General features: G+C 74.0%; 14 protein-coding genes. All 14 read right to left on the bottom strand.

Annotated features, from left to right (window positions below):
* Positions 1-31: 31 nt before the first annotated feature.
* The gene (gene pgsA / locus M8316_RS18080) at positions 32-649 is read right to left on the bottom strand and encodes a CDP-diacylglycerol--glycerol-3-phosphate 3-phosphatidyltransferase (protein WP_250056952.1); all 618 of its coding nucleotides are present in this window, start codon (positions 647-649) and stop codon (positions 32-34) included.
* Positions 650-2026 (bottom strand): 30S ribosomal protein S12 methylthiotransferase RimO, encoded by a 1377-nt coding sequence (gene rimO / locus M8316_RS18075; protein WP_250057130.1) that lies wholly within the window; start codon positions 2024-2026, stop codon positions 650-652.
* Positions 2027-2231: 205 nt separating this feature from the next.
* Positions 2232-3989 carry a helix-turn-helix domain-containing protein gene (locus M8316_RS18070; protein ID WP_250056951.1) on the bottom strand — a complete coding sequence of 586 codons (1758 nt, stop codon included), beginning with the start codon at positions 3987-3989 and terminating at the stop codon, positions 2232-2234.
* A gap of 457 nt (positions 3990-4446) precedes the next feature.
* Positions 4447-7116 carry an FtsK/SpoIIIE family DNA translocase gene (locus tag M8316_RS18065; protein WP_250056949.1) on the bottom strand — a complete coding sequence of 890 codons (2670 nt, stop codon included), beginning with the start codon at positions 7114-7116 and terminating at the stop codon, positions 4447-4449.
* A gap of 439 nt (positions 7117-7555) precedes the next feature.
* The gene (locus M8316_RS18060) at positions 7556-8161 is read right to left on the bottom strand and encodes a class I SAM-dependent methyltransferase (RefSeq protein ID WP_250056947.1); all 606 of its coding nucleotides are present in this window, start codon (positions 8159-8161) and stop codon (positions 7556-7558) included.
* 17 nt (positions 8162-8178) lie between these two features.
* On the bottom strand, positions 8179-9864 hold the full coding sequence (locus M8316_RS18055; RefSeq protein ID WP_250056945.1) for a ribonuclease J: 1686 nt from the start codon (positions 9862-9864) through the stop codon (positions 8179-8181).
* Positions 9865-9926: 62 nt separating this feature from the next.
* Positions 9927-10823, bottom strand: coding sequence for a 4-hydroxy-tetrahydrodipicolinate synthase (gene dapA, locus M8316_RS18050; RefSeq protein WP_250056943.1), 897 nt, complete (start codon positions 10821-10823; stop codon positions 9927-9929).
* Between the two features lie 68 nt (positions 10824-10891).
* The gene (locus M8316_RS18045) at positions 10892-11839 is read right to left on the bottom strand and encodes an LLM class F420-dependent oxidoreductase (RefSeq protein WP_250056941.1); all 948 of its coding nucleotides are present in this window, start codon (positions 11837-11839) and stop codon (positions 10892-10894) included.
* 22 nt (positions 11840-11861) lie between these two features.
* Positions 11862-12368 (bottom strand): dihydrofolate reductase, encoded by a 507-nt coding sequence (locus M8316_RS18040; protein WP_250056939.1) that lies wholly within the window; start codon positions 12366-12368, stop codon positions 11862-11864.
* Complete coding sequence (locus tag M8316_RS18035; RefSeq protein ID WP_250056937.1) at positions 12368-13180, bottom strand: thymidylate synthase; 813 nt, start codon at positions 13178-13180, stop codon at positions 12368-12370. Before M8316_RS18035 ends, M8316_RS18040 begins: the two co-directional genes overlap by 1 nt.
* A 25-nt stretch (positions 13181-13205) precedes the next feature.
* On the bottom strand, positions 13206-14060 hold the full coding sequence (locus M8316_RS18030) for a PhzF family phenazine biosynthesis protein (protein WP_250056935.1): 855 nt from the start codon (positions 14058-14060) through the stop codon (positions 13206-13208).
* 42 nt (positions 14061-14102) lie between these two features.
* Positions 14103-17882 (bottom strand): Ig-like domain-containing protein, encoded by a 3780-nt coding sequence (locus tag M8316_RS18025; protein WP_250056933.1) that lies wholly within the window; start codon positions 17880-17882, stop codon positions 14103-14105.
* Between the two features lie 117 nt (positions 17883-17999).
* Positions 18000-18152 (bottom strand): hypothetical protein, encoded by a 153-nt coding sequence (locus M8316_RS18020; RefSeq protein ID WP_250056931.1) that lies wholly within the window; start codon positions 18150-18152, stop codon positions 18000-18002.
* Between the two features lie 172 nt (positions 18153-18324).
* Positions 18325-19419: a glycine cleavage system aminomethyltransferase GcvT gene (gene gcvT, locus M8316_RS18015; protein ID WP_250056929.1), complete on the bottom strand. Its 1095-nt coding sequence runs from the start codon at positions 19417-19419 to the stop codon at positions 18325-18327.
* Positions 19420-19496: the final 77 nt, after the last annotated feature.

The raw sequence follows: 19496 nt of genomic DNA, 5'->3' as shown, positions 1-19496 counted from the left end.
GCAGAACCCCAGGTCAGGGGCCCTGCGCGCCTCAGCGCAGCTGGTCGCGCTGCTTCCACAGCTCCTTGTAGAACTCGAAGCCGGACCAGAGCGTCAGCCCGACCGCCACGGCCAGGCACGCCTGGAACACGTAGAAGACCACCTGGAACGGCAGTTCCAGGCTCGCCGGCACGTCCGAGTCCAGCCACGGCAGCGTGAGGCCGCCGAGGGCCAGCGCCTGCACCGTGGTCTTGAGCTTGCCCAGGTCCTTGGCGGCGATCACGACCTTGCGCAGCACCGAGAGCCGCAGCAGGGTCACGCTCCACTCGCGCAGGAGGACGACGATGGTGACCCACCACCAGATGTCCCCCACGATCGAGAGAGCGATCAGCGCCATCCCGGTCATCGCCTTGTCCGCGATCGGGTCGGCGATCTTGCCGAAGTCGGTGACCAGGTTCCGGGCTCGGGCCAGGTCACCGTCGATCTTGTCGGTGATCATCGCGACGGCGAAGATCACCCAGGCGATGATCCGCGACGTCGCGGACTCACCCCCGTCGTAGAGCAGGGCCCAGCCGAAGAACGGCACCAGGACGATCCGCAGGGTCGTCAGGGCGTTGGGGAGGTTCCAGTTCGAGGGCTTCGGTGCCTCGGTGGCGGCGCTGTCGGTCACTCAGACCTCCTCGGCGATCAGGTCGACGCCGTCGGTCCCGACGACCTCGGCGCGCACGATCATGCCGACCTCGGCCGAGGAGCCGAGCAGCAGGGTCGTCCCGTCCACCTCCGGGCCCTGGAAGGCTGCGCGGCCGACGGCCCCCTCGGGGTCCGACTCGACGTCCTCGACCAGCACCTCGACGAGCTCGCCCACGCGCTCCTCGGCGCGCTCCGCGTTGAGCTGCTCGACCAGCTGGGAGACGTGCTCGGCGCGGGCGCGCACCTCGTCCTCGTCCAGCTTGTCCTCGTACCCGGCGGCCTCGGTGCCGTCCTCGTCGGAGTAGCCGAAGACGCCGGTGACGTCCATCCGCGCGGCGACGAGGAAGTCGCACAGCGTCTGCAGGTCCTCCTCGGTCTCCCCCGGGAAGCCCACGATCACGTTCGAGCGCACGCCGGCGGTGGGGGCCAGCGACCGGACCTGCTCGAGCAGGCCCAGGAAGCTCTCCGGGTCGCCGAAGCGGCGCATGCGGCGCAGCACGGACGCCGAGGCGTGCTGGAAGGACAGGTCGAAGTACGGGACGACCCCGGGCGTCTGCGCGATCGCCTGGACCAGCCCCGGCCGCGTCTCGGCCGGCTGGAGGTAGCTCACCCGGACGCGCTCGATCCCGTCGACCGCCGCCAGCTCGGGCAGAAGGGTCTCCAGGAGCCGGATGTCGCCGAGGTCCTTGCCGTAGGACGTGGAGTTCTCGCTGACCAGGAACAGCTCCTTGACGCCCTGCTCGGCGAGCCAGCGGGCCTCGTCCAGCACGTCGGTGGGCCGACGGGAGACGAACGAGCCGCGGAAGGAGGGGATCGCGCAGAAGCTGCACCGACGGTCGCAGCCGGAGGCGAGCTTGAGGGAGGCGGTGGGCCCGTCGTCGAGGCGGCGACGCAGGGACGCGGGGCCGGAGGCGTGACCGGGGACGGGGGCGGTCGACAGCGCCCGCTCGACCGGGCTGATCGGCAGCAGCGTGCGGCGGTCGGCCGGCACGTGGGAGGTGTGCGCCTCGCCCGCCATGATCGAGCGCAGCCGGTCGGCGATCACCGGGTAGTCGTCGAAGCCGAGCACCGCGTCGGCCTCGGGCAGCGACTCGGCCAGGTCCTTGCCGTAGCGCTCGGCCATGCAGCCCACCGCCACGACCGCCTGGGCGCGGCCACCGTTGGTGGTCTTGAGGTCGGCGGCCTCGAGGAGGGTGTCGACCGAGTCCTTCTTCGCGGACTCGACGAACCCGCAGGTGTTCACGACCACCGTGTCGGCCTCGGCGGCGTCGGTGACGAGCCGGAAGCCACCGGCCTCCAGGCGTCCGGCCAGCTCCTCGGAGTCGACCTCGTTGCGGGCGCACCCGAGGGTGACCATCGCGACGGAGAGGAGGGGCCGCTCCCCCGCCTCCGCGTCCACGGCGGTGGTCTCGGCGGGAGTCTGGTCCGGGGCTGGCTGGGTAGTCGTCATCTCGATCACCGAGTATGACGCGCCACGACGGCCGGGGCGAACCCTCGGCCGTCGTGGCGCGTGCTGGTGGAGGTGCAGGTGGCGGCTCCGGTGACAGGGGCCGGCACCGGCGTCAGTCGGCGGTGTAGGTGTCCTCGGCCGCGTGGCCCGTGCGGCCCATCGCGCCCTGGGCGACGCCACCGACGCTGACCTCGAGCGAGCCGTCGCTGGTGCGGATGCGCACCGGCTGGGAGACCCGGTCGAGCGTCTCGACCTCGCCGAACGCCAGGGTGCCGCGGAAGACCAGCTCGTTGGCGCCGTCGCGCACCACGACCCGGGCGCCACCGCCGGCCGCGGTCAGCTCGACCGTCGTCCGCGCACCGGTGCCGGCGGCCGACGAGGTGCTGAGCGTCGGCACGTCCTCGACGGCCGGCGAGCCGCCGTCCACGACGAGCCGGGCGATGCTCCACGCGAGCACCAGCGCCATCACGGCCGCCACGAGCACCGACCAGCGGGGGCTGCCGCCGCGACCGAGCCGCGGGTGCCGGACGGCGGGGTCCACGCCGAGCACGCGCTGCGCCGAGACCGGCGCGTCGGCGTAGTGCTCGTCGTAGAGCGCGACCAGCGGTGCGGGGTCGGTGCCGAGCACCCGGGCCAGGGTGCGCAGGTGGCCTCGGGCGTAGAAGTCGCCGCCGCAGGGGCCGAAGTCGTCGACCTCCATGGCCTCGATGACGTGCGGGCGGACGCGGGTGCGGTCGGCCAGCTGGTCGACGCTGAGCCCCAGGCGGGTACGGGCCGCGGCCAGCTCCGGCCCGACGACGGGCTCGTCGGCCGGCTCGTCGGAGTCCGCCCACGCGATCGGGTCGACGGGGTGGCCGGCCCGGGCGATCGGGCGCACCCGGTCTCCCCAGGTGGTGGTCTCCTCCACCAGGTCCACCGAGCCGGGGCGTCGCAGCTCGCGCGCCTCGGGCAGCCGGCGGGCGCCGTCCCCGTCCTCGGTATCGGCCGGGTCCAGGCGCAGGGCGTTCGCGCCGAAGACGGTCAGCGGGCTGCCGCCGTCGGAGCCGACCTGAGCGCCGGTGCGGGGGCCGTCGGCCCGCACGCCGGCGACGACCGGGCGGGTCGCCTCGGGCGTCGCCGACGGCAGGTCGCCGGTCTCGGTCGCACCCGCGTCCTGGCCCTCGCGGCGGAACAGCGAGAGGGACGGCAGCAGGCCGCTCATGCGGTGCACGGCGTCGGTGAAGGGGTTGCGCGAGCGCGGCAGGCCGGCGTCGGCCGAGGCACGCGGCTCGTCGTGGGGGAACGGGTCGCTGAGCGGGTCCCAGCCGCGGGTGGTCGCCTCGTCGGAGGACGGCTCCACCGGCGAGGCCTCGAGGGTCTCCGCGGCCGCGGCGGGCTCGTGCTCGACCGGCGCGTCCACGACCGGCGTGGGCTCGTCGTCGACGTCCTGCGGCTCCGGGGCGAGCTCGTCGTGCTGCACGTCGTCGTGCACGTCGTCGTGCTCGACGTCCTGCTCGGTGTCCTGGTCCACGGGCTCGGCCGGGACCGGCTCGTCGGCACGTCGTGCCGCGGCGGTCTCCGCGACGACCACCGGGACGGCGGCCACGACCGCGTCCGCGGGCTGCGTCCGTGCCTGCTCCTGGTCCTGGGCGCCGCCCGGCTCGGAGGGCTCGGGCTGCTGCACCGGCCGGGTCGGCTGGTGCGAGGCCTGCCCCGCGGCCCACTCGTCCGCGTCGACGTACTCGTAGCCGTCGATCTCGGCCACGTCGCAGCGGCCCTCGGCCAGCTCGGAGAGGGCGTCGACCAGGTCACGGTGCCGCGAGTGGAGCCCGGCCACGCGGGTCGCGGCGCCCAGGCGCAGGGCGATCGGGTCGCCGTGGGCGGGCAGCACGTCGAGCGAGCCGTCCTTCCACCACGACCGACGTGGGGGGGCCCGCCCCCCCCCCCCGGCCCGCCCCCCGGGGGGCGCCCCCCCCCCCCCCCCCCCCCCCCCGGGGCCCCCCCCCCCCCCCGGGCGCGCCCCCCCCACGGGTAGCCCCGCCACGTCCGCCGCTCACGCACGCGGACGCCGAGGCCGTCGGCCACCAGCAGCGGCGCGCGGGAGTCGACCAGCGTCGCCACGTGCAGGCCGGCGACGACCAGCACGACGACCAGCACGGCCAGGTCCAGCGCGCTGGGCCCGGAGAGCACCCGCACGAGGTAGCCGAGGGTCAGCAGCGCCGCGAGGGCGAGGACGACGGCCGAGAGCCGGGTGTTGCGACGCAGCTCCACGACGGGGCCCGCCGGGGTGCCGGCGTCCCGCTCGAGGGTGTCGGTGCCGCTCGTGGTCAGGTCCTGCTCGTGCTCGTTCACATCTCCCCCTGCAGGGTCGCGATGACGCCGTCCACCTCGTCGGGCTTGACCAGGACGTCACGCGCCTTGGAGCCCTCACTGGGACCGACCACGCCACGGGACTCCAGGATGTCCATGAGGCGGCCGGCCTTGGCGAAGCCGACGCGCAGCTTGCGCTGCAGCATCGACGTGGAACCGAACTGCGTGGAGACGATCAGCTCGATGGCCTGGATCACCAGGTCGAGGTCGTCGCCGATGTCGTCGTCGAGCTCCTTCTTGGACGACGCCGGGGCGGTGACGTCCTCGCGGTAGCTCGGCTCGAGCTGGGTCTTGACGAACTGCACGACCTCGCGGACCTCGGACTCCGAGACCCACGAGCCCTGCACGCGGACGGGCTTGGAGGCGCCCATCGGCAGGAACAGACCGTCACCCTGACCGACCAGCTTCTCCGCGCCCGGCTGGTCGAGGATGACGCGGGAGTCACCCAGGCTCGAGGTGGCGAACGCCAGTCGGCTGGGCACGTTGGCCTTGATCAGGCCGGTGACGACGTCGACAGAAGGACGCTGCGTGGCGAGCACCAGGTGGATCCCGGCGGCACGGGCCAGCTGGGTAATGCGGACGACCGCGTCCTCGACGTCGCGCGGGGCGACCATCATCAGGTCCGCGAGCTCGTCGACGATGACCAGCAGGTACGGGTACGGCTCGAGCGTGCGCTCGCTGCCCAGCGGCAGCTCGACCTTGCCCGCCCGGACGGCCTTGTTGAAGTCGTCCACGTGCCGGAACCCGAAGTTGGCCAGGTCGTCGTAGCGCAGGTCCATCTCGCGCACGACCCAGGCCAGCGCCTCGGCGGCCTTCTTCGGGTTCGTGATGATCGGGGTGATCAGGTGCGGGACGCCCTCGTAGGCGTTCAGCTCGACCCGCTTGGGGTCGACCATGATCATCCGCACCTCGTCCGGCGTGGAGCGCATGAGGATCGAGGTGATCATCGAGTTGATGAAGGACGACTTGCCCGATCCGGTGGCGCCGGCGACGAGCAGGTGGGGCATCTTGGCCAGGTTGGCGACGACGAAGCCGCCCTCCACGTCCTTGCCGAGGCCGGTCACCATCGGGTGGTGGTCGCTGCGCGCCTTGGTCGAGCGCAGGACGTCACCGAGGGTGACGACCTCCTTGTCGGTGTTCGGGATCTCGACGCCGACGGCGGACTTGCCCGGGATGGGCGAGAGGATGCGGACGTCGGCCGAGGCGACCGCGTAGGCGATGTTCTTCTGGATGCCGGTGATCTTCTCGACCTTCACGCCGGCGCCGAGCTCGACCTCGTACCGCGTGACCGTCGGGCCGCGGGTGTAGCCGGTGACGGCCGCGTCGATGCCGAACTCCTCCAGCACCTGGGTCAGTCGCGCGACGACGTCGTCGGAGGCCTTCGACTTCGGCTTGTGCGGCGAGCCGGCCTTCAGCAGGTCGCTGGCCGGGAGGCTGTAGGCGATGTCGCCGGAGATCTCCAGCTGCTCCACGCGCGGCGGCAGCTGGGCGTGCTGCGGGGCCTCGAGGCCCTTGCCGGGCAGCGGCTCCCCGCCGGCGACGACCGCCAGCGCCTCGGCCGCGTCGGGGGAGGTGTGGTTCTCGTCGGCGCGGCCGTAGCCGGCGTCCGAGCCGCGCGTGGCCTGCGGCTGGTCCCCTTCGTCGTGCTCGGCGTACTCGCCGTAGGGGTCGACCGCGCTCATGTGCTCGGTCTGCGCCCCCTCGTCCGCGGGCTCCTGGCCGTCGAGGATGTCGAGGCCCGCCTCGTCCTCGCCGGTCTTCTTGCGGCCGCGGCGGAACAGGGTGCGGCCGCGGCCGCCCTCGGTCTGCTCCATGGCGACGTCGAGGGCGTCCTTCTCGCGCGCGGCCGTGGCGCCGACCGCGGGCATCGGACCGGTGTCCTCGCCGGTGGTGTCGTGCACGCGCTTGCCGCTGCGCGTGTCGACCAGCGGGGAGTCGTAGGCGGGCGAGCCCATCTCGGGGTCGATCTCGCCGCGGCGCGCGGCGAGCTCGGCCTGGGCCTCCGGGGTGCGGCCGAGCATCCGGTCGCGGGCGTCGGCCAGCTTCAACGGCACCTGGTAGACGGGCGTCGCGGTGATGACCAGGACGCCGAAGAAGGAGAGCAGGACCAGCAGCGGCACGACCAGGAAGCCGGTGCGCAGCAGGTCCATGAGCAGGGAGGCGACGACGTAGCCGACCGCTCCCCCGCCCTCGCGCAGCGGCGTCACGTCGCCGGCGATCGGCTGCGGGTCCCCGTTGGCCAGGTGCACGATGCCGAGCACGCCGAACGCGAGCGCGGCCCAGCCGATCACCTGGCGGCCCACCGGGCCGTTGCCGACCGGGTCGCGCATGAGGCGCCAGCCGGCCCACACCAGGGCCAGCGGCACGAGCCAGCCGATCTTGCCGACGCTGCCCTCGACCGCCACGCGGACCACGTCGGTGACCGGGCTGGAGATCTGGAACCAGACCGCCGCCGCCGTCACCAGCGCGAGCGCGAGCAGCGCCAGGCCGCCGCCGTCACGGCGGTGCTCCGGCTCCAGGTCGCGGGCGCTGCGGCCGATGCCGCGAGCGGCCGCGCCCAGCGTGTGGGCGATGCCCAGCCACACGGCGCGCAGGCCGCGGAAGACCAGCCCGAAGAACCGGGAGACCGGGCCCTGCCCGCTGCGCACGGCGCGGGGCTCGGGCCGACTGCTCGTCGACTTCTTGGTGCTCTTGGAGGAGGTCTTCGAGGTGGCCTTGGAGGACGCCGGGCGCCGTCCGGTCGACGTGGACCGGGCGGTGCTGGTGGTCGTACTCCGGGATCGGGTGCTCGAGCCGCTGCGTCCGGCCGGGGAAGAACCGGACGATGTCGTGCTCGTGCTCCGCGACCCCGGCGGGGAAGACGTACGGGTCGCCATGGTGAGCACCCTAGGTGAGAGTCACTGCCGTCCCAGGGATTAACAGGCGTCCCACCCTCACGTGTCGCTTGAGGGTTGTCTCACCGGCGTGTCGCGACCCCTCCCCCACCGGGACCGGCCGCGGTCGGGGTTGTGTCACCGCACGCACCTCCGAGACCCTCGGAGGCGTGCGTGCGGTGACGCAACCCGGGTCGCGCGAGGAGTCCGGCGGTCAGGCCGGTGCGTCCCAGACGGTCACCGACCGCCACAGCCGCACCCGACGCGTGCGGGCCCCGGGCAGGTGCCGCTGCAGGAGCGCGGCCTCCTCGGCCCACGTCCGGGTCGGCTCGGCGCGAGCGGTGGGCGGCTCGTGCCACCGGCCCCGGGTCCGCGAGAGCACCTGGTGGGCGAGGACGTCGGCGGCCTCGGCCGGCAGGTCACGCCAGCCGCCCGTGCGGGCGACCGAGAGGACGACCACCCGACCGCCCGGCACGACCGCACGGCGCGCCTCGGCCAGCGCGAGGGCGGCGTCCACGTGGTGCAGCACCGCGCCGAGGACCACTCCCCCGCACGATGAGTCGGGCACGGGCAGCGCCTCGGCCGAGCCCCGGAACAGCCGGCCGCGGGCGCCGGGCACGGCAGCCGCGACCGCGACCGGGTCCGGGTCGCAGCCCCACGCCGGCGTCCCGGAGGCTCTCAGGGCCGCGACCAGTCCGCCGTCCCCGCAGCCGACGTCCAGCACGGGGGCGGGCAGGCCCGCCAGGAGACGACAGAGCCGCGGGTGGTGGTGGACGTTGTGGTTCCAGCCAACGTCCACCCCGGCCCGCGGCTCGGTCATGGGATCAGGAGATCCCCTCAGGTCGTGACGACCGTCGGGATGATCATCGGGCGACGGCGGTGCTGGGTGTTGACCCAGCGACCGATGGTGCGGCGCACGGCCTGCTGCATCTGGTAGCTGTCCGGGACGCCCTCGGCGGCGAGGCGGTCCAGGGCCTTGACGATATCCGGCTTGACGTTCTCGAAGACCGAGTCGTCCTCGGCGAAGCCGCGGGCGTGGATGTCCGGGCCGGAGATGACGCGACCGGTCGAGGAGTCGACGACGACGATGACGGAGATGAACCCCTCCTCGCCGAGGATCTGGCGGTCCTTGAGGTCGGACTCGGTGATGTCGCCGACCGAGGAGCCGTCCACGAAGACGTAGCTGCAGTCGACCTTGCCGACGACCGAGGCGACGCCGTCGACCAGGTCGACCACGGTGCCGTCCTCGGCGATGACGGTGTTCTCGACGCCGGTCTGCTCGGCCAGGGCCGCGTTCGCCTTGAGGTGCCGGTACTCGCCGTGCACGGGCATGACGTTCTTCGGCTTCACGATGTTGTAGCAGTACAGCAGCTCGCCGGCGCTGGCGTGGCCGGAGACGTGCACCATCGCGTTGCCCTTGTGGACGACCTTCGCGCCCCAGCGGGAGAGCCCGTTGATGACGCGGTAGACGGCGTTCTCGTTGCCGGGGATGAGCGAGGAGGCGAGCAGGACGGTGTCGCCCTCCTCCAGGTGCACGAAGTTGTGGTTGCCCTGGGCGATCCGGGAGAGCGCCGACATCGGCTCGCCCTGCGAGCCGGTGGAGATCAGCACCTGCTTCTCCGGGGCGATGTTCGCCAGCTCCTTGGCGTCCACCAGCACGTTCTCGGGCAGGTCCAGGTAGCCCAGGTCGCGGGCGATGCCCATGTTGCGCACCATCGAGCGGCCGACGAAGCCGACCTTGCGCTTGTGCGCGACGGCGGCCTCGAGCACCTGCTGGACGCGGTGCACGTGCGAGGCGAAGCAGGCCACGATGATCCGCTGGTCGGACTCGCGGAAGACCTGGTCGATCACCGGGGTGATCTGCTTCTCGCTCGGGGTGAAGCCCGGGGTCTCGGCGTTGGTGGAGTCGGTGAGGAACAGGTCCACGCCCTCCTCGCCCAGCCGCGCGAACGAGCGCAGGTCGGTGATCCGGCCGTCGAGCGGCAGCTGGTCCATCTTGAAGTCGCCGGTGTGCAGCACGGTGCCCGCGGAGGTGCGGATGAAGACCGCCAGCGCGTCCGGGATGGAGTGGTTGACGGCTACGAACTCGAGCTCGAACGGGCCGAACTTGATCACGTCACCCTCGGCGACGGTGTGCTGCACGGTCTCGCGCAGGCGGTGCTCACGGAGCTTGGAGGCGACCAGCGCCAGGGTCAGCTGCGAGCCGACCAGCGGGATGTCCTCGCGCTCGCGCAGCAGGTACGGGGTCGCGCCGATGTGGTCCTCGTGACCGTGCGTCAGCACCAGCGCCTCGACGGTGTCGAGGCGGTCCCGGATGGAGGACCAGTCGGGCAGGATCAGGTCGACACCGGGGTGGGAGTCCTCGGGGAACAGGACGCCGCAGTCCACGAGCAGGATGCGCCCGTCGTGCTCGAAGGCGGTCATGTTGCGGCCGACGTCGCCGAGACCGCCGAGCGGGGTGACCCGCAGGGCGTTCTTCTTCAGCTTCTTCGGGGTGCCGAGGTTGGTCTGGGGGTTGGTCATGCAGTTCCTGTTCTGTTCTCGTCCGCCGCGCAGGGCAGCCCGAGACCGCGGTGTGTCGCGGCTCAGAGCACCCCGGCGGCCTCGAGGCCGGCGCGGAGGTCGGTGACCTCGGCGTCGGTCAGCGCGACCAGCGGTGAGCGGACGTTGCGGTTGTCGAGAACGCCCTGCAGCTCGAGTGCTGCCTTGGCGGTGGTGGCTCCGTAGTTCGCGACGCCCATCATGGCGTCGATCGCGGGGAGCAGCCGCGAGAAGATCTGGGTGGCCTCGTGGGCGTCGCCGCCGAACCAGGCATCGAGCATGGCCCGCAGCTGGGTGCCGGCGGCGTGGCCGACCACGGAGACGAAGCCGCTGGCGCCGTAGGCGAGCCAGCCGAGGTTGAGGGCGTCGTCGCCCGAGTAGACGGCGTAGCCCATCTTGGTCAGTCGCAGGCCGCGGACGAGGTCGCCCACCGCGTCCTTGATCGCGACGACCGACTCCCACTCGCGCATGACCTCGTAGGTCTCCAGCGAGATCTGCGAGCCGGTGCGGCCGGGGATGTCGTAGATCATCACCGGCAGGCCGGCGGCGGGCACGACCTGGGAGAAGTGGTGCAGGATGCCGGCCTGGCCGGGCTTGTTGTAGTACGGCGTCACGAGCAGGACGCCGTCGGCGCCGCGCTCCCCGGCCTGGGCGGCCAGCTGGAGCGAGGTGCGGGTGTCGTTGGTGCCGATGCCGGCGACCAGGTGCACGTCCGGGCCGACGGCGGCGCGGACGGCGGCGAGGATCTCGCCGTCCTCCTCGATGGTGGTCGTCGGCGACTCCCCGGTCGTGCCGGAGACGACGAGACCGTCGTGCCCCGTGGCCACGAGGTGCTTGGCCAGACGCTGCGTCGACTCGAGGTCGAGCGACCCGTCGTCGTGGAACGCGGTGGCCATCGCGGTCAGCATGCGCCCGAAGGGCGCGGCGGGGGCGGTGCTCATGGGGGTCAGGCTATCGCCCGTACCCCCTGAACCCCTCCCCCGCGTCGCCGTGCCGCCGTGGGGGCACCTCACACGTGCGGCATGACCTGCTCGGCGACCAGCCGGAGGTGGTCGAGGTCGGCGAGGTCGAGCACCTGGAGGTAGAGGCGCGAGTGGCCCGCCTCGGTGTAGCGGGCGATCTTCTCGACGACCTCCTCGGGCGTGCCGGCGAGCCCGTTCTCGCGCAGCTCCGGCACCTCGCGGCCGATGGCTGCCGCACGGCGCGCCACCTCCGCCTCGTCCTCGCCGACGCAGAGCACGAGGGCCGCGGAGAAGGTCATGGACGACGGGTCGCGGTCGATCGCCTCGCAGGCCGCCCGGACCCGGTCGTTCTGCACCAGCGCGTCCTCGAAGGCGGCGAACGGGGTGTTGAACTCGTCGGCGAAGCGCGCGGCCAGGGCCGGCGTCTTCCGCTTGCCCGAGCCGCCCACCAGCACCGGGACACCGCCGGCGCGACCGCTGCGGTTGACCGGCTTCGGCAGGCCCGGGGAGTCGGTGACCTGGTAGTGGGTGCCGTCGAAGGAGTACCCGCCCTCGGTGGCCCACAGGCCGGTGATCAGCTCCAGCTGCTCGGCGAGCTTCTCGAAGCGCTCCTTGAGCGAGGGGAACGGGATGCCGTAGGCGCGGTGCTCGGCCTCGAACCAGCCGGACCCGAGGCCGAGGTCGACGCGGCCGCCGGACATCTGGTCGACCTGGGCCACCTGGACCGCCAGCGGGCCCGGGTGGCGGAAGGTGGCGCTGGTGACCAGCGTGCCGAGGCGGATGCTCCGGGTCTCGCGGGCCAGGCCGGCCAGGGTCGTCCAGGCGTCCGTGGGGCCGGGCAGGCCGTCGCCGCCCATCGTCAGGTAGTGGTCGGAGCGGAAGAAGGCGCCGTAGCCCAGCTCCTCGGCCTCCCGGGCCACCGCGAGCAGGTCGTCGTAGGTCGCGCCCTGCTGGGGCTCGGTGAAGATGCGCAGGTCGGTCTTCTCGCCAGTCATGGCGACCAGCCTGCCAGCAGGCTCAGGCCCGTTCGTAGGTGACCCGGGTGAACCCCTCGAACGGCTCGCGGCCGGTCTCGACCCAGCCGTCGCGGGGCGGGAAGGAGGGGTAGCGGACGTCGCCCGGCGGGTCGAGCGGCACCTCCGTGAGCACCTGCGCGTCGGCGTGCTCGAGCAGGGCCGCGTAGACGCTGCCGCCGCCGGCGACCATCAGGTCGCCCTGCGTGCCGGCCGCCGCGGCGAGCGCGTCGGCCACCGACGTCACGACGAGCACGTCCTCGGAGCCCGGCGCCGGGGCGGGCCGCCACGCGGGGTCGCGGGTGAGGACGATCGTGGTGCGGCCGGGCAGCGGGCGGCCGATCGACTCGTACGTCGTGCGGCCCATCAGCAGCGTGTGGCCGGTCGTGAGCTGCTTGAACGTCCTCTGCTCGCCGGGCACCGACCAAGGGATGTCGGGCCCGTCGCCGATGACGCCGTTGCGGGCGACGGCAGCCACGAGGACCACACGCGTGCCGTCGGGCAGGGGCATCAGACCGCCACCGGGGCCTTGATGCCCGGGTGCGGGTCGTAGCCCTCGACGCTGATGTGCTCGAGCTCGAAGGCGTCCAGCGCGGTGACCGAGGGGTCCAGCACCAGCGTCGGCAGCGGACGCGGCTCGCGGGTCAGCTGGAGGCGCGCCTGCTCGAGGTGGTTGAGGTAGAGGTGCGCGTCGCCGAGGGTGTGCACGAAGTCGCCGACCCGCAGGCCGGTGACCTGGGCGACCATGTGCGTGAGCAGCGCGTAGGAGGCGATGTTGAACGGCACGCCGAGGAACACGTCGCCCGAGCGCTGGTAGAGCTGGCAGGAGAGCCGGTCGGGGCCGCCGTCGTCCGCCGGGGCGACGTAGAACTGGAACATCGTGTGGCAGGGCGCGAGCGCCATGTCGGGCACGTCGGCGACGTTCCACGCCGAGACGATGAGGCGCCGCGAGTCCGGGGTGGCCCGGATCTGCTCGACGACCTGGGAGATCTGGTCGACGTGGGTGCCGCTCGGGGTCGGCCACGAGCGCCACTGGTGGCCGTAGACGGGGCCGAGGTCGCCGGCCTCGTCGGCCCACTCGTCCCAGATCGAGATGCCCCGCTCCTGGAGCCAGGCGACGTTCGTGTCGCCGCGCAGGAACCACAGCAGCTCGCCGAAGACCGAGCGCGTGTGCACCTTCTTGGTCGTGACCAGCGGGAACCCCGCGTCCAGGTCGAAGCGCATCTGGTGGCCGAAGACCGACAGCGTGCCGGTGCCCGTCCGGTCGGTCTTCTCCACGCCCTCGTCGAGGATGCGAGTGAGCAGGTCGAGGTAGGCGCGCACGGCCTCAGCGTAGGCGCTGGCGCGGCTACAGGGTCACGCTGCCCGTGATCGTGGTCAGCGTGTCGCCGCCGACCCACACGTCCGCCCCGACCCGGCTCACGCGGACCCGGCCGCTGCGCCCCAGCACGGTGCCCTGGGCGGCGGTGTAGGCCTCCGGCAGCAGCCCTCCGGCCAGCCACTGCCCCAGGGCGGCGTTGAGCGAGCCGGTCACCGGGTCCTCGTCGACGCCGAAGCCCGGGCAGAACGCCCGCACCTCCACCGCGGCGCCGTCCGGGTGCTCCCCGGGGGCGTAGGTGCCCACGACGCCGACCTCGAGGCCGTCGAAGGCGGTGAGGTCCGGCTCCAGCGCCAGGACGGCGGCGGCGTCGGCCAGCCGGACGCCGACCCAGCCGGGGCCGTTGTCGCACCAGCGGGCGTCCACGATCGCCGACCGCGCGACGCGCAGCGCCCGGGCCACGCGCGCCAGGTCGACCTCGTCCACCTCGCCGGAGCGGGCCCGCGGCGGGGCGGCGAAGGCCAGGCCGTCCTCCCCGACGCGCAGCGCGACGGTGCCGACCCCGCACTCCTGCACGACGCGGCCCGCCACGCGGGGCGCTCCCCCGGCCTCCAGCCAGGCGTGCGCGGAGCCGAGGGTCGGGTGGCCGGCGAAGGGCAGCTCCTCGCCGGGGGTGAAGATCCGCAGCCGGTAGTCGGCCCCGGCGGCTGCCCCCTGCGGCGTCGGCGCGAGCAGGAACGTGGTCTCGGACAGGTTGGTCCAGCGCGCGAACGCCGCCATCCGCGCCTCGTCCACGCCGTCGGCGTCGTGCACCACCGCGACCGGGTTGCCCCCGAGCGAGGCGGAGGAGAAGACGTCGACCTGGCGGAACGGGTGCGTGCTCACGCCCCCGAGCCTGCCAGGCGCGGGGGCGTGAGCGGGGGGCCGTCACCAGCCGATGTAGATCTCCACCCGGCGGTTCTGGGACTTGCCGGTGGTCGTCGCGTTGCTGGCGACCGGGTCGTCCTCGCCGAACCAGGCCTGGTCCGAGCCGATGCCGCGCCCGGCCAGCAGCGCGGCCACCGTGCCGGTGCGGGCGTGGGCGAGCCGCAGGTTGGAGGCGGCGTCACCGTCGGCGTCGGTGTAGCCCTCGACGTAGGCGCGGCCGAAGCCGAGGGCGACGATGCGGCGGGCGATCTTCTCCAGACGGGTGCGCTGGCCGTCGGTCAGCTCCCACTCGTCCGGGTCGAAGTAGACCGTCGCCATCCACACCCGCGAGCCCTCGGTGCGCGTCGCCGTGCGCAGGCCCGAGGCGGTGCCGTCGCGACCGAGCACCCGCACCCGCACCTGGTGGGTGGGGCCGAGCACCCGGTCCAGGTCGCACAGGAGGTCGGCGGTCACGCACACGCGCTGCCCGTCGACGAGGACCTCGTAGCGGGCGTCGGTGGTGGGCGCCGGGCTCCAGGAGACCCGGGTGTCGGCACGGCCGGCACCCTCCACGAAGCGCTGGCTGGCCACCCGCACCCGCGGCGGGGTGACGACGTCGACGAGCACGGCGGACGCGGTCGCGCCCACCTCGTCCGTCGCGGTCAGCCGCACCCGCACGTGGCCGGAGACCTCGCGCCCGGCGCGGAGCACCAGGCGGCCCTCACGCACGGTGGCGGTGACGCCCGGCTCGTCGACGGCCGCGGTGACCACCACGTCGTCCCGGTTCGGGTCGGCCACCCGGAGCCGCACCGCGCGAGTGGTGCCGGCGGGCTGGCGGACGTCGGAGACGACCAGGCTCGGGGCCGCGTTGGCCACACGGACCGAGACGGTGGCCGTCGCCGTGCGCCCCTGCTCGTCGCGGACCGTGTAGGTGAAGGCGTCCGCGCCCCGGTAGCCGGCGCGGGGCCGGTAGGTGACGGTGCCCGCACGCAGGGCCGTGGCACCGTGCTCGGCGCGGCCGACGCGGCTCGGGACGGGGCCGGCCGGGTCGTTGTCGAGCACGTCGACCACCACGGCGGCGGTGGTGCCGGCCGGCACCCGGAGGACGTCGTCGACGGGGGTGACGACGTCGAGGGCGGCCGAGACGGGCTGCGCCGGCGCGTGGTCGGCGTCGCCCGGCTGCTGCGCCTCGACCTCGCAGGCACCCGGGTCGGTGACCGACAGCGTCGCGCTGCTCGCCCCCTCGGCGTGGGTCACGTCGAGCACGGTGCAGGCGCCGGCGGCGACGAAGGAGACCGGGAGCCCGGCACTGCTGGTGGCCGTGACGGTCACCGGGGCGGGCCCGGCGAGGACGACGGCCGGCGCACCGAGGCCGAGCAGCTGGGCGTCGCGGGGCACGACGGCGAGACGCACGACCACCGGCTCGGCGGGCAGCCAGGCGTCGTCGCCCTCCTGCGAGACCTCGATGTCGCAGGCGCCCTCGGCGAGCGCCGTGACGGCGCCCTGCTCGTCCACCGAGCAGGTCTCGGGGGTGAGGCTGGTGAAGGTGACGGGCAGCTCCGAGGTGGCCTCGCCGAGCACCGTCGCCGTGCCACCGACGCGCACCTGGGCCGGGCCCGAGGCGGTGACCACCTGCGGCTGGGCCGCTCCGGTCACGGTGAGGACGAGCACCAGCGGCTCGGCCGGCAGGTGCGCGGCGTCGCCGGGCTGGGAGGCCTCGAGCCGGCAGGTGCCCGCAGCCAGGGTCACGACGTGGCCGGCCTCGTCGACGGTGCAGACCTCCGGGGTCAGGCTGGTCCAGCCGACGGGCAGGCCGGCGTCGCTGAGCACGGACAGGTCCACCTCCCCGCCCGGCTCCAGCCCGGTCGGGAGGGCGCCGTCCAGGGTGAGCACCTGCGGCGCCCGGGTGACGGTCACGGGGACCTCGACCGGCGTCGCGGCCGCCCAGTCCTCGTCGCCGTCCTGGGTCGCCACCAGGACGCACTCGCCCTCGGCGAGCGCCGTCACGGTGGCGGTGCCGTCGCCGTGGTCGACGACGGAGCAGGTCTCGGGGGTGGTGGTCGCCAGGGCGACCGGGAGGCCGGAGGTGGCCGTGGCGCGGACGAGGACCTCGTCGCCGACCAGCTGGTCGGGCACCGGCTCCACGGTGATGGTCTGCGGCGCGGCCGTCGGCGTCGCACCGAACGGGAGCACCAGCAGCGTGCCGGTGGCGGTGCCGCCGCGGCCGTCGGAGACGGTGTAGCCGACCGGGTCGCCCTCGGGCAGCGGGTCGCCGAGGTAGTCGATCCCGGACGGGTCCCAGAAGGCGGTGCCGTCGAGGGGCTGCTCGACGTCGGTCAGGACCAGCGGGTCGCCGTCAGGGTCGGAGGCCAGGAGGTGCAGCGGCACCGAGGCCCAGCCGCCCGGGTCCACCACCACGGTGCGCGGCACGGTGACCGGCGGGGTGTTCACCTCGACGGTGACGCCGGCGGCGTTGGAGCCGTCGACGACGTCGGTGCTGGTGCCGACGATGCTGTCGCCGACGGTGGGCTCGACCGTGATGTCCTGGTCGCCCGGGGTGCCGTCGAGCAGCACGTCCACGACGAAGTCGCAGCCTCCGGGCATGAGGACGAAGGGGCCGGTCACGACCCAGACGCCGTCGACCAGCTCGGGGTCGCCGACCGGCTCGCCGCACCAGGTGGCGGTGCCGGGCACCACGCTCGCCCCGTCGGGCAGCGTCAGGCCGACCTCGTCGAGCTCGGCGCCGGCGGTGCCGGCGACGGCGGTGGTGACGGTGGTGGTGCCGCCACCGGTCGGCAGCGTCGCCGGGTCGGCGGTCGCCGCCGCGGTCAGGTCGTTGTCCGGCGGGGTGATCGGCGGCAGGGAGGCCGGGTAGGAGCCGGTGTACTTCATCAGGTTGCCCGAGGCGATCTGGTGCACCGGACGCACCGTGGCCGGCGCGTGCGTGAAGCCGACGGCGCGGAAGGTGTAGACGGCTGTGTAGGGGCGCGCCGAGGCGCCGAGGTCGGCCAGGCGCAGCGTGTTGGTCCAGGTCACCGCGGGCGCCGAGCCGTCGGGCGACATGGTCAGCTCGGTGCCGACCAGCCGGAAGGCGTCCGCCGGCCACGCCGCGTCCACCGAGGGGGTCATCCAGAACGACTGGCTGTCGCCGGTGACCCCCGCGCCGATGGTGCCCGTGGTGCCGGTGACGGTGACGGTGAAGGTCGAGCCGATGGTCGGCGTGCCGCCGTCGACGGTGACGGTCTCGACCTTGTTGGCGTTGGCCGAGGTCGTCTGCGCGACCTGGGTGAAGCCACCGCTGGTCGTGCACAGCACGGACGAGGAGGGCAGGCCGGGACGGTGCTGGGAGACCGTGACCGTGTGCTGCTGGGCCAGCGCGCTCGCGCCGGAGGCGGTGAGGTACCAGAACCGCTCGCCGTCGCCGGCGTCCGCGAGGTCGCCCACCCGCTGCGTCGGCGCCTGCCCGGCGGCCAGGTCGAGCGCACCGCCGGTGAAGTCGCCCAGCGTCACGTACAGGTCGTCCAGCGGGGCGCCGGAGGCGTTCAGCACCCGGTAGCCGGTGTAGCCGGAGAGGAAGGACGGCGTGCTGCCCGAGCCGATGTAGAAGTTCGGGCCGCCCAGGCTGGTCACGGTGAGGCCCGCGGACGCGCAGGTCGGCACGGAGGCCGAGGCAGCGGTCGGCAGGGCCACCACGCCGGCCGCGGTGGTGGCGGCGGCCAGGAGGCCTGCCAGGACGGAGCGGACCCGCGGGGCGCGCAGCGCCCAGGGTCGGCGGGACGAGCGCGGACGTGACGAGCGCATGGGGGTCCGATCGCGAGCAGGGATGATGCTGCTCACATCGGCACCGGTTGCAACCGTTTGAGAAGACCCCCTGCGGGGATGACCAAGGTCCCGCGGGCGGACTGGACCGGCCCCGGCTCAGACCTTGCCCAGCACCAGCCTCGTGACCTCGCGGCCCTCCTGGACCAGGACGACGGAGGCCACCCCGGCGGCGGCCAGGCCGCGCCAGGCGTTGCCGAGCCACGTCTCGGCGTCACCCCGGCTGGGGAACCCGGCGGGCACGTCGCTCACCGCGTCCCCGGGTTCCGGCTCACCGTCCCCGTTCCCGTTCCGCTCCCGGTCACGGGGTGCCGAGGTCGCGGGCTCCCCGGCGTCGTCGAGCAACCGCCACGACCACGGGCGGGCGACGGGCTCGGGGTCCCGGAGGGCCGACTCCCGGGCGGGCGGCAGCGCCGGCAGCACGTCAGCCCCGGACGCCGGTCTCGACGAACGGCGGCTTGACCAGGTCGAACTCCAGGGTGCGACCGCGGACGTCGACGCTGACCCGGGCGTCGGCCGGCACGTCCGCGGCCACGAGTGCCAGGCCGATGCCGGTGCGCAGGGTGGGGCTGAAGGTGCCCGAGGTGATCTCCCCGACGGGGCGTCCCTCGTGGGAGACCTCCATGTGGGCGCGCGGGATGCCGCGTCCCACGGCCTTGAGGCCGCGCAGGACGCGGGCGGGCTTGGCGGCGCGCTCGGCGGCCAGCGCCTCCTTGCCCCAGAAGGTCGGCTTGTCCCACCCGACGGCCCAGGCCGACCGGGCCTGCACCGGGGTGATGTCCATCGACAGGTCCTGGCCGTGCAGCGGGTAGCCCATCTCGGTGCGCAGCGTGTCGCGAGCCCCGAGGCCGGCGGGCCGCAGGCCGTGCTCGGTGCCCGCCTCGACGAGGGCGTCCCAGAGCCGGGTGGCCACGGCCACGGGGGCGATGACCTCGTAGCCCCGCTCGCCCGTGTACCCGGTGCGGCAGACGACCACGTCGGTGTCGGCGAAGCTGGCGGTCACGAAGCTCATGTAGTCGTGCCCCACGGGGAGCCCGGCGCCCACCATGACGGCGTCGCAGGCGGGGCCCTGGACGGCCAGGACGGCGTGGTCGCGGTGCTCGTCGGTGACGGTGACGCCGGCGGGGGCCGCCTCGCGCAGGCGGCGCACGACCTCGGCGGTGTTGGCCGCGTTCGGCACGAGCAGCAGGTGCTCGGGCGAGTGCAGGTAGACGATCAGGTCGTCGACGACGCCGCCGCTCTCGTCGCAGCACAGCGTGTACTGCGCCTGGCCCGGGACGATGCGGCCCAGGTCGTTGGTGAGGCAGGCGTTGACGAAGTCGGCCGCGCCCGGGCCGGAGACGGTCGCCTTGCCGAGGTGGCTGACGTCGAAGATCCCGACGGCCTCGCGCACCGCGGTGTGCTCGGCCACCACGCCGCCGGCCGCGTACTCCAGGGGCATCGACCAGCCGCCGAACTCGCCGAGCTTGGCGCCCAGCGCGACGTGGCGCTCGTGCAGGGGTGAGGTCAGCAGCGACATGGCCCGGAACCTACCCGAACGCCTCACCGATCGGCCGTGCCCGGCCCCGTCCCCACCCGACCCGGCGTCAGGTGTGG

The organism is Nocardioides bruguierae, assembly GCF_023554635.1.
Lineage (GTDB): Bacteria > Actinomycetota > Actinomycetes > Propionibacteriales > Nocardioidaceae > Nocardioides > Nocardioides bruguierae.
Note: the sequence above shows the minus strand (reverse complement) of the source record. Positions and strands in the feature narration are given on the sequence as shown.